The 15,522-nt window shown below is 55.5% G+C and carries 12 protein-coding genes; 5 read left to right on the top strand and 7 right to left on the bottom strand.

Annotated elements, in window-relative coordinates; genetic code table 11:
• Window positions 1-12 precede the first annotated feature (12 nt).
• Window positions 13-861 (top strand): polyphosphate kinase 2 family protein, encoded by an 849-nt coding sequence (locus tag HNEAP_RS05090; RefSeq protein ID WP_012823884.1) that lies wholly within the window; start codon window positions 13-15, stop codon window positions 859-861.
• On the opposite strand, the gene HNEAP_RS05085 is transcribed toward HNEAP_RS05090, so the two are convergent.
• Complete coding sequence (locus HNEAP_RS05085; RefSeq protein WP_012823883.1) at window positions 853-1,860, bottom strand: NAD-dependent epimerase; 1,008 nt, start codon at window positions 1,858-1,860, stop codon at window positions 853-855. The two genes, HNEAP_RS05090 and HNEAP_RS05085, sit on opposite strands and share 9 nt — an antisense overlap.
• A 531-nt stretch (window positions 1,861-2,391) precedes the next feature.
• On the opposite strand from HNEAP_RS05085, the gene HNEAP_RS05080 reads away from it, so the two are divergent.
• From HNEAP_RS05080 to HNEAP_RS05065, 4 genes are all read left to right on the top strand, one after another.
• Window positions 2,392-5,265: a ribonucleoside-diphosphate reductase subunit alpha gene (locus HNEAP_RS05080; RefSeq protein WP_012823882.1), complete on the top strand. Its 2,874-nt coding sequence runs from the start codon at window positions 2,392-2,394 to the stop codon at window positions 5,263-5,265.
• Between the two features lie 47 nt (window positions 5,266-5,312).
• Window positions 5,313-6,509: a ribonucleotide-diphosphate reductase subunit beta gene (locus HNEAP_RS05075; RefSeq protein ID WP_012823881.1), complete on the top strand. Its 1,197-nt coding sequence runs from the start codon at window positions 5,313-5,315 to the stop codon at window positions 6,507-6,509.
• A gap of 61 nt (window positions 6,510-6,570) precedes the next feature.
• Window positions 6,571-7,035 (top strand): hypothetical protein, encoded by a 465-nt coding sequence (locus HNEAP_RS05070; RefSeq protein WP_012823880.1) that lies wholly within the window; start codon window positions 6,571-6,573, stop codon window positions 7,033-7,035.
• A gap of 186 nt (window positions 7,036-7,221) precedes the next feature.
• The gene (locus HNEAP_RS05065) at window positions 7,222-7,521 is read left to right on the top strand and encodes a hypothetical protein (RefSeq protein ID WP_012823879.1); all 300 of its coding nucleotides are present in this window, start codon (window positions 7,222-7,224) and stop codon (window positions 7,519-7,521) included.
• A gap of 382 nt (window positions 7,522-7,903) precedes the next feature.
• Here HNEAP_RS05065 and HNEAP_RS05060 read toward each other — a convergent pair whose 3' ends face one another.
• From HNEAP_RS05060 to glpK, 6 genes are all read right to left on the bottom strand, one after another.
• Complete coding sequence (locus tag HNEAP_RS05060; RefSeq protein ID WP_012823877.1) at window positions 7,904-8,638, bottom strand: type 1 glutamine amidotransferase; 735 nt, start codon at window positions 8,636-8,638, stop codon at window positions 7,904-7,906.
• Between the two features lie 41 nt (window positions 8,639-8,679).
• Window positions 8,680-9,816, bottom strand: a complete 1,137-nt coding sequence (gene alr / locus HNEAP_RS05055) for an alanine racemase (protein WP_012823876.1) — start codon at window positions 9,814-9,816, stop codon at window positions 8,680-8,682.
• Complete coding sequence (dnaB, locus tag HNEAP_RS05050; protein ID WP_049772573.1) at window positions 9,813-11,156, bottom strand: replicative DNA helicase; 1,344 nt, start codon at window positions 11,154-11,156, stop codon at window positions 9,813-9,815. The genes alr and dnaB overlap by 4 nt, the downstream gene beginning before the upstream one ends.
• Window positions 11,157-11,302: 146 nt before the next feature.
• Window positions 11,303-12,091, bottom strand: coding sequence for a 2OG-Fe dioxygenase family protein (locus tag HNEAP_RS05045; RefSeq protein WP_012823874.1), 789 nt, complete (start codon window positions 12,089-12,091; stop codon window positions 11,303-11,305).
• A gap of 88 nt (window positions 12,092-12,179) precedes the next feature.
• Complete coding sequence (locus HNEAP_RS05040; protein ID WP_012823873.1) at window positions 12,180-13,961, bottom strand: ABCB family ABC transporter ATP-binding protein/permease; 1,782 nt, start codon at window positions 13,959-13,961, stop codon at window positions 12,180-12,182.
• Between the two features lie 23 nt (window positions 13,962-13,984).
• Complete coding sequence (gene glpK / locus HNEAP_RS05035) at window positions 13,985-15,499, bottom strand: glycerol kinase GlpK (RefSeq protein WP_012823872.1); 1,515 nt, start codon at window positions 15,497-15,499, stop codon at window positions 13,985-13,987.
• Window positions 15,500-15,522: the final 23 nt, after the last annotated feature.

Here is a 15,522-nt window from a genome sequence, read left to right as displayed (position 1 = left end):
TGGGCCATACCGATGGATTATCGCGCACGCTTTCTGGTCGACCCGCTCAAGAAGCTTTCTCTGGCCGACATCGACCCCGACGACACCGGTGACATCGACAAGGAGAAAGCCGCCGAACTAACGGCAACCTATCTTCAACGCATGGAAGAGGATCAGTTCCTCCTCTATGCCGATGGCCGACAATCACTGCTGGTGGTATTGCAGGCACTCGATGCGGCAGGCAAGGATGGCGTGATTCGCCATGTCTTCAGCGCCATGAACCCCCAGGGCACTCGTGTCCACGGTTTCAAGCAGCCCACGCCACTGGAGTCCGCGCATGATTTTCTCTGGCGCGCACATGCCCATGTGCCAGCGGCTGGCGAAGTGGTCATTTTCAACCGCTCGCATTACGAGGATGTATTGGTGGTTCGGGTGCATGATCTGGTGCCACGAGAAGTCTGGTCGCAGCGCTACGAAAAGATCAACGCTTTCGAGCATCTGCTCGCAGAAAATGGCACGCGCATCCTCAAGTTCTTTTTGCATATCAGTCCGGAAGAGCAGCTCGAACGTTTCAAGAAGCGGTTGGACGACCCCAGGCGTCATTGGAAGATCAGTGAATCGGATTACTCAGAGCGCAAGTTCTGGCCGCAATATATTGAAGCGTATGAAGAAGCGCTGGTCAAAACCAGCACACTGACGGCGCCGTGGTATGTCATCCCGGCCAACCACAAATGGTTCAGGAACCTGGCTATTTCCCAGATCATCTCCGAAACGCTGGACGAAATGGGGCTGGAATTGCCGCCAACCCGCGTCAACATTGACGAGATCAAGGCGCATTATCATGCTGCCGTGAAGGCCACCGAAAACAAGAAATCAGACTGAATAATAGCTGCGATACCAATCCACGAAATTCCGCACACCTACATCCACCGGCGTGCTGGGCTGATAGCCGACATCGGCAACCAGATCGGCCACATCCGCAAACGTATCCGGCACATCACCTGGTTGCATCGGCAACAGATTCAGTTCCGCCTTCTTGCCGATGGCCTGCTCGATGCACTCGATGTAGGTCAGCAATTCCACCGGCTGGCTGTTGCCGATGTTATACACGCGCCACGGCGCACGGGATGTGCCCGGATCGGGCTTCGCGCCATTCCAGTTCGGATTGGACTCTGCCGTATGATCCAGCGTGCGGATGACCCCTTCGACGATATCGTCGATGTAGGTAAAATCCCGCCGATGCTTGCCGTAATTGAACACATCGATCGGTTCACCCGCCAGAATGGCCTTGGTGAACTTAAACAGCGCCATATCAGGCCGCCCCCACGGGCCATACACCGTAAAGAACCGCAGACCGGTGGTCGGCAGCTGGTAGAGCGACGAATAAGTATGTGCCATCAGCTCGTTGGCCTTCTTGGTTGCTGCATACAGCGACAGTGGATGGTCGATGTTGTCATGCACCGAAAAGGGTAATGACTCGTTCGCGCCATAGACCGAGCTTGATGAGGCATACACCAAATGCCCGACCGATGCGTGGCGACACCCCTCAAGGATGTTCACGAAACCGACGAGATTACTCTCGACATAGGCATGCGGGTTTTCGATGGAGTACCGCACGCCAGCTTGTGCGGCCAGATGCACGACCCGGTCGATCTTCTGTTCGGCGAACAGCCGCTCGATAGCCGGTCGGTCACTGATATCCATTTCAATGAACGCGAACCTTTCATGCGCGTCCAAACGTGCCAGACGCGCCTTTTTAAGGTTCACGTCGTAGTAATCGTTGAGATTATCGATACCCAATACCGTATCGCCCCGCGCCAACAAACGCAGAGCCGTGCTTGAACCAATAAATCCGGCCGCTCCGGTGACAAGTACGCGCATAACCCCTCCCTGATTCTGATTGAGTGCCGCGAATTGTAACGGCTTGCCGCGCATCCTGCCGAGCACATCCACCACGCAAGCTGAAAAACCTCAAAATTTGCAAAAAAATGGACACTAATCCCCCCTGTATTTGGCGTAGGCGTCCTGCTGATATTCGCCGAATATCCAATTCGCCCCGGTAGCGTCCAAGCGACTGTTTCATCGGCTACCTGGCAATTTTGCGCTCAACTTATCCACAGGCTCTCCTCCGAATAGAGCACACTGGCAACGAACCGATATACACTACATGTTGTGTTAATCAATTTAAGAAAGCACTTTAGTTAGTATAAATACCGGTTGACATTCCCCCCTCGCTGTCCAAAAATCCTTGGCATCGAATCACCACGGGTTTCGACTGTTGCGCGTCCAAAGCCGCGCCAGCGCGCACGCAATGAGCGTTTGATCCCCGTGATTTACCGAACACACAAGACGAACCGACTTAGCCACTGCACTCGCCACCGCCCCCAACAATGGACAATCAGGATGGAAAACATGACAGCAAGCACCGCCACTGAAACCGCAACCAAACCCACCACCGCGCACAGCGCACCCTCCGCAGCACACTCGACCATCGACACGGCCGCCACCACACCCGGTCAACTGCGTGTCATTCGTCGCAACGGCAAGGTGACCGCATTCGATGATTCGAAAATCAAGGTAGCCATGACCAAGGCATTCCTGGCGGTAGAAGGCAGTGGTGCTGCCGTTTCCATGCGTGTGCATGATCTCGTGAATGCCTTGTCGGATCAGATTTCATCCGCCCTCAAGCGTCGCGCACCGGGCGGCGGCACCGTGCATATCGAAGACATTCAGGATCAGGTCGAACTGGCCCTGATGCGCGAAGGCCACCATAAAGTTGCCCGTGCCTACGTGTTGTACCGTGAACATCAAGCCCAGAAGCGTGCCGCAGAAGCGCCAGACCAAGCCACACCTGAGATTGTTCTGAACGTAACCCACGCAGACGGTACCCGCAGCCCGCTGGATCACGTTCGGCTGAACGCTCTGATCGGCGAGGCTTGCAGTAATCTGACCGATGTCGATCCCAATGCCGTGCTGCAAGAAACGCTGCGCAATCTCTTCGACGGCGTGCCTGAAAAAGAAGTCAACACCGCACTGGTGATGAGTGCACGCACCCTGATCGAAAAGGACCCGAACTACTCGTTTGTTGCCGCCCGCTTGCTGCTCGACGGCATTCGTTCCGAAGCTCTGCGCTTCACCAAGCAACCGGTGACCGTCTGCACGCAATCCGAACTTTCCGGCCTGTTTGCCGATTACTTCCAGTCGTACATCAACACCGGTATCGAGCACGAACTGCTCGACCCGACCCTGCGCCAGTACGATATCAAGCGCCTGACCGATGCCATCGACACCAGCCGTGACCTGCAATTCAGCTACCTCGGCCTGCAAACCCTATACGACCGCTACTTCCTGCATGAAGGCGGCGTGCGTTTCGAACTGCCGCAAGCCTTCTTCATGCGCGTCGCCATGGGGTTGGCCATCAATGAAATCGACCGCGAAACCCACGCGATTGAATTCTACAAACTGTTGTCCTCATTCGACTTCATGAGCAGCACGCCGACCCTGTTCAACTCCGGCACCCTGCGCCCGCAACTGTCTTCCTGCTACCTCACCACAGTGCCGGACGACCTGGACGGCATCTTCGCCGCGATCAAGGACAACGCCCTGCTCTCCAAATTCGCTGGCGGCTTGGGTAACGACTGGAGCCGCGTCCGCGCCCTGTCTAGCCACATCAAAGGCACCAACGGCAAATCACAAGGCGTCGTACCCTTCCTGAAAGTCGCCAACGACACCGCCGTGGCGGTCAACCAAGGCGGCAAGCGCAAGGGTGCCGTGTGTGCCTATCTTGAAACCTGGCATCTGGACATCGAAGAATTCCTCGACCTGCGCAAGAACACCGGTGACGACCGTCGCCGCACCCACGACATGAACACCGCCAACTGGGTGCCCGATCTGTTCATGAAGCGCGTGATGGAAGAAGGCGAATGGACCCTCTTCTCACCGGCCGATTGCCCTGATCTGCACGATCTGACCGGTCTGGCATTCGAAAAGGCATACACCGCCTACGAAGCGCGCGTTGACCGTGGCGAAATGAAGAACTTCCGCCGCATCAAGGCCACCAACCTGTGGCGCAAGATGTTGTCGATGCTGTTCGAAACAGGCCACCCGTGGATCACGTTCAAGGATCCGTGCAACCTGCGTTACACCAACCAACACGCCGGTGTGGTTCACTCATCGAACCTGTGCACGGAAATCACCCTGCACACCAACGATCAGGAAATCGCCGTCTGTAACCTGGGTTCGGTTAACCTTGCCCAGCACGTCACCGAAAATGGACTGGATCAGGAAAAACTCGCCCGCACCATCAAGACCGCCATGCGGATGCTGGATAACGTGATCGAGTACAACTACTACTCCGTACCGCAAGCGCGCAATTCCAATCTGCGTCACCGTCCGGTGGGCTTAGGTATCATGGGCTTCCAGGATGCGTTGCATATCCAGAAGATCCCCTACTCGTCCGAACAGGCCATCGAGTTTGCCGATCGCTCCATGGAAACCGTGAGCTACTACGCCATCAGCGCGTCGAGCGATCTGGCCGCCGAGCGTGGCCGTTACCAGAGCTTTGAGGGTTCGCTGTGGAGCCGTGGCATCCTGCCAATCGACTCCATCGACCTGCTGGCCGAAGCGCGTGGCAAATACCTCGTCATGAACCGCGATACCACACTTGATTGGGAAGCCGTTCGAGCCAAAATCAAGGTTCAAGGCATGCGTAACTCCAATACCATGGCCATCGCACCGACTGCGACCATCTCCAACATCTGCGGTGTGGCCCAGTCGATCGAACCGACCTTCGAGAACCTGTTCGTTAAATCGAACCTGTCCGGCGAATTCACCGTCATCAACCCGTATCTCGTGCGCGACCTCAAGGCGCTGGATCTGTGGGATGAAGTGATGGTTAACGACCTCAAATACTTCGACGGCAGCGTACAGCAGATCGACCGTATCCCGGATTCGCTCAAGGCGCTGTATGCGACCGCGTTCGAAGTCGAGCCGCGCTGGTTGATCGAAGCCGGTTCGCGTCGCCAGAAATGGATCGATCAGGCGCAATCGCTCAATCTGTATCTGGCCGATCCTTCCGGCCCGAAACTGGACCAGATGTACAAGAACGCCTGGTTGGTTGGCCTTAAAACCACCTACTACCTGCGTGCTTCATCCAAAACGCGCGTAGAGAAGACCACCATGACGAAACTGGACGGCAAGCTGCGCGGCGTGAGTGCTGATCCTATTGCCGAAGCCCTACCGAAAGCCTGTGCCATCGACGACCCCGGCTGCGAAGCCTGTCAATAAGCGGCTCGATTGCACGTACTGGAATAATAGAAAGAGAGGAACAGAACATGTTGAATTGGAACGAACTGGAAGCGAAATCAAACCCGAATGCGGGCATGACGCCCGAAATGATGTCGAACATGACCTCAGCGATGGACGACACAACGGACGTCACCCAGGCCGTCGACTCAGGCGATCACGCGTCCCCACACGGTCAAACCGGTCTGGAAGGCATCGCGCAGGGTGCGGGCCGCGTCGATGTATCGGCCAAGCGCATCATCAACGCCACCGCCGACGTCAATCAACTCCTGCCCATGAAATACACCTGGGCCTGGGAAAAATATCTCGCCGGTTGCAACAACCACTGGATGCCGACCGAAGTCTCCATGCAAGCCGATATCGCCCTGTGGAAAGGCCGTGATGGCGGACTCACCGCCGACGAGCGCGCCATGATCATGCGTAACTTGGGCTTTTTCGCCACCGCTGAAAGCCTCGTTGCCAACAACATCGTGCTCGCCATCTACAAGCAGGTCACCAACCCCGAATGCCGCCAGTACCTGCTGCGTCAAGCCTTTGAAGAGGCCGTGCACACCCACACCTTCCAGTACATCGTGGAAAGCTTGGGTCTAGCCGAAGGCGAATTGTTCAACATGTACCGCGAAATCCCCTCCATCACCGCCAAAGATGAGTGGGCACTCAAGTACACCAAAAACCTCGCTGATGGTGACTTCGATACCAGCACCACCAAAGGCGCACAAGACTTCCTGCGTGATCTGGTCGCGTTTTACGTCGTGTTCGAAGGCATGTGGTTCTACACTGGCTTCGCGCAAATCCTCTCTCTGGGCCGCCGCAACAAGATGACCGGTATCGCCGAGCAGTATCAGTACATCATGCGCGACGAATCCATCCACATGAACTTCGGTATCGACGTGATCAACCAGATCAAGATCGAAAACCCGCATCTGTGGACCGAAGACTTCAAGGCCGAAGTCACCCGGATGCTCAAGGAAGCCGCGGAGCTCGAAATCGCCTACGCTCGCGACACCATGCCGCACGGCTTGCTCGGTCTGAATGCGGAAATGTGCGCCGAATACCTGCACTTTATTGCCAACCGCCGCTGCAACCAGATTGGTCTCGCCGAACTCTTCCCCGGGGCGACCAACCCCTTCCCTTGGATGAGCGAAGTCATTGATTTGAAAAAAGAGAAAAACTTCTTCGAAACCCGAGTCACCGACTACCAAACAGGTGGCGCGCTAAACTGGTAAGAGAAACAACAAACCCGCCGAATGGCGGGTTTATTTAATCTATAAGATAATTAGAACAACAATGGACACGGTAAATAATTACATATCACTCACCACAGCAATTTTAAACTTAATCGTGGCCGTTGCAGCTGTATCGATTTACATCAAAAAAAATAGTTTAAACACGAATTCTACAAAAAAAATAAACACCGATCTTTCGTTAGACTTAATTGAAGCAGCATTATGGATAAGCGCCGCAGTACAATTATCTATTTTCCAAAGCTCTGAGTACGCAGCTATCACAGCCACTTGCGGATTAATCGTGAGAGTTTATCACTACCTAAAAAGCTATAGACCAAGACATCGACCAGAAACAGCAAAACTGGTATTAGCATCGATTGGAGCTATGTTTTACATATTTGCTTCATTTATAGATATTCTAAGCGACCAAATTCTTGATTTATACAAAATAAATACTCTCAACCAAGATAACATCAGCAAGATAATAAAAACAAATGATAAGTTAATAAAATTAATAACAAAATAATAAGATAAGAGATAAATATAATGATTAGCAGATTAAAAATTAATATGCGACGCTTAGCCCAACCTACGGGCTTTTGAACACGGCAAATGCTGGGCATGAAGCTGGGTCCATCTCACTTTTCCACCCGACTCATCCCCTGATAAGCTCAGTAACTAATCCATTTGATAAAACCTTCCAGGTTACGCCATGTTCAGACCTATAACCCTTTCAAATTTTAACCAACAAGTTGAGCGCCTGTTTGCCGAGCACGGAGGTGGTGCTTTTGCTGCTTTTAGATTTGAAGAGCCGGATTTCAGTCTGTTTGTGGAGGATACAACGGTGGTGGCTGAACCGAAGGGTAGCCCGCGTTTTCCCTATGGTACGTTTTGTGAGTTGGAAACGGCGTTAACGGGCAATGAACTCGAAGCGCATATGTGGCATTGGTTGCGTAGCGGCGAGGCTTATGATCAGTTTTTGGGTATGAATGTGTGCCGGTTTGGTTGCTGATCTGCGATTGTTGGATAAGGTCAGAATCGTAACGCCTTCGCGTTGCCTGACTTTCTAGGGTTTCGCCCGCTCTTAAACCACAAAACCCGCCTGTTGGCGGGTTTTTGTTGCTTCGACCAAACTTTGAGCGCGGTCGAGCTATTGAATCAACCGAAGGTGATAACGCTCAAGAATGAGAGCCATGCGAAGCAAATCAGGCCGATGATGAAGGTCAATGGGAAGTTTTCGAATTTGAACGCTGACATAGTTTTCACCTCAATCAAGTTTATAAGGACATTCTAGCGCGTCGTTATCTGAATGTCATCAATATCTACAGGGTTATTTCTTGAACGGCATTCTTGAAACAACGAACCAGGATCTACTGGGATTTCAACGCCTACGATCATCTGGGAGCGACAAGGTATGTCAGCAATTCGCCTATAAGGCGCTGGTTTAGTGCGTAGGTGTCGGCGGGCTCCGACTTTATCTTTTCAGCCGTTGAAACGAACGGGCTATCGACGAGTTCATCCTCTGCATTCATCATCAATTGCTTGACCGTTTCGGGTGTCATTTCCAGATGAAATTGCAACCCGACCACATGATCCCGAAATAGGAAACCTTGATTCGCGCAGGCAGCGCTGTGTGCCAACAAGTGCGCCTCGGCTGGCAGATCAAAGGTTTCGCCATGCCAGTGGAATACACGCGTACCGGCCGCTTCGATGGCTTCAAGCTCTGGCCTCTCGGCACAGTGGCATTGAGGCCAGATATGCTGGGCCGCCGCATGCCAATGAATGGGCCACCAGCCGATTTCGGGCAAGCGGTTTTTGCGCACGGCACCACCCAGTTGCTCGGCGATGAGCTGCGCACCGAGGCAGAGCCCGAGTATCGGGGTTTTGGCACGTAAGGCCGATTGAATGTAGGCCTTTTCGGCTTCAAGCCACGGGTGGTGATCGGTATCATGCACGCTCATCGGGCCGCCGAGCACGATGATCAGGTCAATGGCAGAGAGCGCGGGGAGCATGCCCGAATCCGGTTCGTACTGCCGGATTACCTGCACTTGTGCGTTTCGAGCATCCAGCCACGGCGCCATCGCACCCAAACCTTCGAAAGGAACGTGTTGGAATACGAGTACGTGCATGCGTTTTCTCCGTTCGAGTGGCAAAACGATCAAATGTTGTGTTATTCGGACACTTCCACCACGCGCCGCGTGACGCGCCCGCTCATCTGACACATGAGTTCGTAGCTGATGGTGCCCGCCGCCTGTGCGACTTCATCGATGGGCAGTTGATCGCCCCAGCATTGTACGGTATCGCCGACCTGGGCTTGAATGCCGCGCAAATCGACCGTGACCAGATCCATCGAAACCCGACCGATAACTTGCGAGCGCTGCCCATTGACGACGATCGGCGTGCCGTTCGGGGCGTGGCGCGGATAGCCATCGCCATAACCGATCGACACGACGCCAACGGGCATGGTTGCCGGTGCCGTAAATTTACCGCCATACCCTACCCGCTCACCCGCCTGCACTTCACGAACGGCAATCAACTGCGTCGTAAGCGTCATCACCGGCTTCAAGTCCCAATCGGCGGCCGTGCCGGTGATGAATGGGTTACCACCATACAGCATGATGCCAGGACGTACCCAGTCACCGCCCGCGTGCGGATAGGCCAGCAACCCGGCTGAGTTGCACAGGCTGGTTTCACCGGAGCATTCGGTGGTCGTCTGCTTGAATAAGGTGATCTGATCGTCGGTCGGGGCGCGATCCGGCTCGTCGGCACAGGCGAAATGTGTCAGCACATTCGGATTCGGACGCACCCCGCGCAATGCACTGAGGCGGGCATAGGCTTGCGCGAATTCTTCCGGCGTGAAGCCGACCCGATGCATGCCGGTATCCAGTTTGAGCCAGGCCGTGAGCGGCAGACCGAAACCGACCGTGCCGACAGCATCGATCTGGCTGGCGTGGTGGAATACCGGTTCGAGAAAACGGCGGGCGGCACGGCGGGCCTCGGCCTGACTCATCACGCCCTGCAGCACAAGCACGCGCTGAGTAATGCCCGCCAGGCGCAATGCCTCGCCCTCGCCCAGTGTGGCGACCATGAAGCCATCGACCCGATCGCGCAGCGCGCGGGCAACCGTTGCCATGCCATGACCGTAGGCATCCGCCTTCACTGCGGCGAGCAGTTTACGGCCTTTGGCGACCTGACGTGCCACCGCGGCATTGTGTCGCAACGCGGCGAGGTCAATCGTGAGTTCAGGTCGGCGCAGATCAATCGCTTCGGTATGGGTGATTTCCTGCAACGGACGCAAGTCACTCATGAGTGATAGCCCTCCGGCAGCACGTCATTGGGTATGTAATCTTCAAAGCGGGTGTTCTGCCCACGGAAGGTAAGAAATAGATTACCGATGGGGCCGTTACGCTGCTTGCCGATAATGATTTCTGCCATGCCCTTCTGTGGCGATTCCTTGTCGTAGACCTCATCGCGGTAGATGAACACAATCAAATCGGCATCCTGCTCGATGGCACCGGATTCACGCAGATCCGACATGACCGGACGCTTGTTCGGGCGCTGTTCCAGGGAGCGGTTGAGCTGCGACAGTGCAATCACAGGTACGCTGAGTTCTTTCGCGATGGATTTGAGCGAGCGGGAAATCTCGGAGATTTCGTTGGTGCGGTTTTCCTTCGTGCCCGGCACCTGCATGAGCTGTAGGTAATCGACCACGATCACCCCCAAGTCACAGGTGCGCGCCAGTCGCCGCGCCCGCGAACGCAAATCACTGGGCGACAGTGCGGGGGTATCGTCGATATGAATTTGTGTCTGACTCAGAATACCCACGGCGGAGGTGAGGCGATGCCAATCCTGATCGTCGAGCCGACCTGTTCGCACTCGGGTTTGATCAACACGGCCGATTGAGCTGAGCATACGCAGCGCCAGTTGTTCGCCGGGCATTTCCATCGAAAACACCGCCACCGCCTTTTTGCCGGAAATCGCGACGTGTTCGGCAATATTCATGGCGAAGGTGGTCTTGCCCATCGATGGACGACCGGCAACGATCACCAGATCGCCCGCCTGAAGGCCGGATGTCATTTCATCGAAGTCCTTGAAGCCCGTGGCGTGACCGGTAATCGCCTCTTCACGCTCGAAGAGTTCGGCCACCCGATCCATGGCACCGGTCATCAGTTCCTTGATGGGCCTGAAACCGCGCTTGAGACGCTCGCCTTCATCGGCGATCGAGAAAATCTCGCGTTCGGCAAATTCCATGACTTCGGCCGCCGCGCGACCTTCCGGGCGATAGCCCATTTGCACGACCTGTGTACCCACGTCGATCAGTTTGCGCAGCACCGAGCTTTCGCGGATCATCTGTGCGTAGGCCAGAATGTTGGCTGCCGTGGGTACGGCTTCAACCAGTTCGACCAGATAAGGTACGCCGCCCGCCTCTTCAAGCTGATCGCGCTTGGAAAGCCACTCGGCCACCATCACCGCATCGAAGGGCTTGTTGCCTTCGGACAGATCCAGAATGGCCTCATACACCTTGCGGTGATCGGCGCGGTAGAAATCTTCCGGACGCAGCACATCGCTGATTTTTTCCAGCGCGAGATGATCCAGCATCAGCCCCCCCAGTACGGCCTGCTCCGCATCTTGGGAATGCGGCGGCATACGCACATTGGAGAAGGCTTCAGACACCGATGAGGTGTTGTTTTGCGTGCGTGCGGGAAGCTTAAAATCGGTCGTCATAGATAGGCGGCTTGAGGGTCAAATCGGGTACTCATGATACACCGTTCAGTGGCCACCGAAAGACGCCATCACGGGGCCAGAAAACCGCCCGAACGGAAGGTGAGCACCAGGGTATCGCGCCAGCCGTCATTCGGATTGCCTACCGGAATGATCGGGGTGCTTTCATGGATGACTCGACAATCGTCCATCAGCAAGGCGCTGCATGGTTCGGATAAGGTAAACCGAACGCCGCGCGCGCCATCCACTTCAAACACACGGGTTTCGCCGCCGCGAATGTTTCTGCGGCCGATCATGATAACCACCACGAAATCAACCCCGTCGCGGTGCGCGCCTTCCGGTGTGGGCCTGCCTACGCCGTCACGGGTATCGATGCGGAATTGATGCGTTTCGATGAACCAGCGCGCCACGGGGCGAATTTCGGCAAACAGGCGCCCCAAATGGGTCACCAGTGGTTGCCAGAACGGCAATGCCATAAATTCAGGAGTAAGTGGTTCGAACCGGCGCAACATGCCACCGTGCAGTGCATTGTAGGAAGTCGGCTGCCAGTGCGGACGATGGGGCACCAGATCGAGCACATCCGTGCTCCCGCCCACCGAAACATGCTGAATAAAACTGCCATGACGTCGGTAACGATAGTGCCCACCATCCTTGAGGTATTCATCGGCAGGTAAGTCGGCCCACATAGGCATTGCATCCGCGCATGAGTCCGCGCCGGGGCCGATCAGCGCGTATACCGCTTCTGCACTCAACAAACCGAAACCCTGCTGACGCAATCGATCCTGAATGCTGACGCCTTCTGCCAGTGGAACGCCAAAACTCAGGGTATCGAGGGCTTGAGGGGAAAGTGTATTAGGCATGGCGTGCTCACGGTTTTAGGCAGGAATTGATGTTTGGTCAGTTTAATTTATTACATAACGGAACGCCGTAGCGGGAAAAATGCGCAGATCAATGATCGCGAGCTTCCTGCTGCATGGCCCACAGTTCGGCATAAACGCCCTGATGCGCCAGCAATGAGCGGTGATTTCCTCGTTCCACAATCTGCCCGCGTTCCATGACCAGAATTTCATCGACATCGATAATGGTCGAAAGCCGGTGCGCGATGGTGATTGTGCTGCGGTTACGCGATATTTCCTTCAATTCAAACTGGATGTTCTTTTCCGTCTGGGTATCGAGCGCGGAAGTGGCTTCGTCGAAAATAAGAATCTGCGGATTCTTGAGCAGGGTCCGCGCGATGGCCACACGCTGCTTTTCACCGCCGGACAGTTTCAACCCGCGCTCGCCCACGGTTGTCTCCCAACCTTTGGGCAGCGATTCGATGAAGCTCAAGATGTGCGCCGCACGCGCTGCTTCGATGACTTCTTCCCGCGTGGCCGTCGGGCGACCGTAGGCGATATTGAAATAGATGCTGCTGTTGAACAGCACCGTATCCTGCGGAACGATGCCGATGGCAGCGCGCAGGCTGGCTTGCGTGACGTCGCGAATATCTTGCCCATCGATCAGGATTTCGCCGCTCGTTACATCGTAAAAACGGAACAGCAAGCGCGACAGGGTGGACTTCCCTGCCCCGCTCGCTCCGACGATGGCGACGTTGTGGCCGGCAGGCACGGTGAAATCCACACCATGCAGAATCTGGCGATCGGGATCGTACCCGAAGTGCACATTCACAAAGCGCACCTCGCCGCCTTTGAGTTCAAGCGGCCTGGCCGTCGGCTTGTCCTTGATCTCCTGCGGCACATCCAGCAGGGTGAACAGCCGCTCGATATCGGTCAGCGATTGCTTGATCTGCCGATAGATTACGCCCATGAAATTCAGCGGAATGAACATCTGGATGAGAAAGGCGTTGACCATCACGAGATCCCCCACTGTCAGCTTGCCATCCACAACACCGCGGGAAGCCAGAATCAGCATGATGGTCATGCCGATGGCGATCACGAAGGCCTGGGCGACGTTCAGCACGCCGATGGATGTCTGGTTTTTGACCGCAGCAACTTCCCAGTTTTGCAGGCTCTCGTCGTAACGCGCGGCTTCGAAGACTTCGTTGCCGAAATACTTGACCGTCTCGAAATTGAGCAGGCTGTCCACAGCCTGAGTATTCGCCTTGGAATCCATCTCGTTCATCTGACGGCGGAGTTTTGTCCGCCACTCGGTAATCACAATGGTGAGCGTGACGTACACCGCAACCACGGTCAGCGTAATAGCGGCGAAGGTCCAGTCGAATTTAACGAACAAAATGCCCGCGACCAAACCGATCTCAATCAGGGTCGGCAGGATGGAAAAAAGCACCATGCTCAACAGCGACGAAATGCCCTGCGCGCCCCGTTCAATATCGCGCGCCACACCACCGGTTTGTCGCTCCAGATGGAAACGCAGCGAAAGCGAGTGCAGGTAGCGGAACACATCCATGCCAACACGGCGAATCGCTCGCTGGGTGACCTTCGCAAACACAATATCGCGCAGATCGGCGAACATTGTGCTGGCCAGCCGCAAGGCGCCATAACCGAACAGCAAGGCCAGCGGCACCACAAGCACAGCCTTGGGTTGGTTAAGATTATCAACAATATGTTTAAGTACGATCGGGATCGAGACGATGGCGAATTTCGCGCCGATCAGGAAGGAAAGCGCGATCAACACCCGCCATTTGAACTCCCACAGATAGGGCAGCAGCAGTTTGAGCGTGCGCCAATCAGCTGGCCCCGCCGGACTATCGTTCGATCCGAAATGTCGCATTAATTATCCTAAAGAGCCAAAATTTACGTCTCGGGCTTGTCTTCTACCCAATCGAACGAACGAGTTACCGCACGCTTCCAATAACGATAGTAGGTTTCGCGCTGTTCATTCGGCATTATGGGCGACCAGGTGTGGTCAACCGACCAGTTCGCTCGCAGGTCATCCGTATTTTTCCAGTAGCCGACGGCCAAACCGGCAGCATAGGCGGCGCCCAAGGCTGTGGTCTCGGTGATCCGGGGCCGGACAACGGGCGCAGCGAGCATATCCGACTGGAATTGCATCAAAAGATTATTGCAGACCATGCCGCCATCCACCCTTAGGGCTTTGAGCTCGATGCCGCTATCGGCCTGCATCGCCTCGACGACGTCGCGCACCTGGAAAGCCGCCGACTCCAGCGCCGCTCGAGCGATATGTGCCCGGTTGGCATAGCGTGTCAGCCCGACGATAACGCCACGTGCATCGTCCTTCCAGTAGGGCGCATACAACCCGGAAAAGGCCGGAACGATGTAGACGCCACCGTTATCTTCCACACTGGCCGCCAGGGGCTCGATATCGGCCGCTTTTTCAATCAGATTGAGGTTATCGCGCAGCCATTGCACCAAGGCGCCCGTAATCGCGATGGAGCCTTCAAGCGCATAACATGGGGGCTCGTCACCAAACTGGTAGGCGACGGTTGTTAGCAATCCCGCCTGCGAAGGCACGATCTTGCGACCGGTATTCATCAACAAAAATGAGCCGGTACCGTAGGTGTTTTTGGCTTCTCCGGGCACAAAACAGGTTTGCCCGACCAAGGCGGCTTGTTGATCGCCCAGAATGCCCGCGATCGGCGTGCCACGTAACGGAACGGTAGTTACTTCGCCATAGATTTGCGACGACGGTAGGATTTGTGGCAAACAGGCTTTGGGAATGGCGAACGCTTCGAGTATGTCCTCATCCCACTTGCAGGTCGCAAGGTTCATCAACTGGGTGCGACTGGCATTGGTGACATCGGTGATATGCCGACCGCCTCGCGTACCGCCGGTCAGGTGCCAAATGAGCCAGGAATCCATCGTGCCGAACAGAAGGTCACCGTTCTCGGCACGAGTACGTGCTTCGGGCAGTTGATCGAGCAGCCAGCGTAATTTCAGCCCGGAGAAATAGGTAGTCAACGGCAAACCCGTCTGGGCACGAAAGCGATCCTTCCCGCCGAACTTGGCAAACGAGGACACCAAGGCATCGGTTCGCGTATCCATCCAAACCAAGGCATTGTGCACCGGCTTACTGCTGGCCTTATCCCACAGCACGGTGGTTTCACGCTGATTGGTGATCCCGATCGCGGCAAGGTCGCCTGCATTCAGCCCTGCTTTGGCGAGCGCGGCGCCGGTCACTTCATTCACGTTATGCAGGATCTCCATCGGGTCGTGCTCCACCCAGCCCGGCTGAGGGTAGATCTGCCGATGTTCTTTCTGCGCCATGGACACAATCTGCCCGGCGCGGTCGAAGACGATAAACCGGGAACTGGTTGTCCCCAAATCAATGGCGCCGATGTACTGACTCATGACCGATTTCCGTTCATGGCGCG

This window comes from Halothiobacillus neapolitanus c2, assembly GCF_000024765.1.
Lineage (GTDB): Bacteria > Pseudomonadota > Gammaproteobacteria > Halothiobacillales > Halothiobacillaceae > Halothiobacillus > Halothiobacillus neapolitanus.
This window is presented reverse-complemented; position numbering and strand designations above follow the sequence as displayed.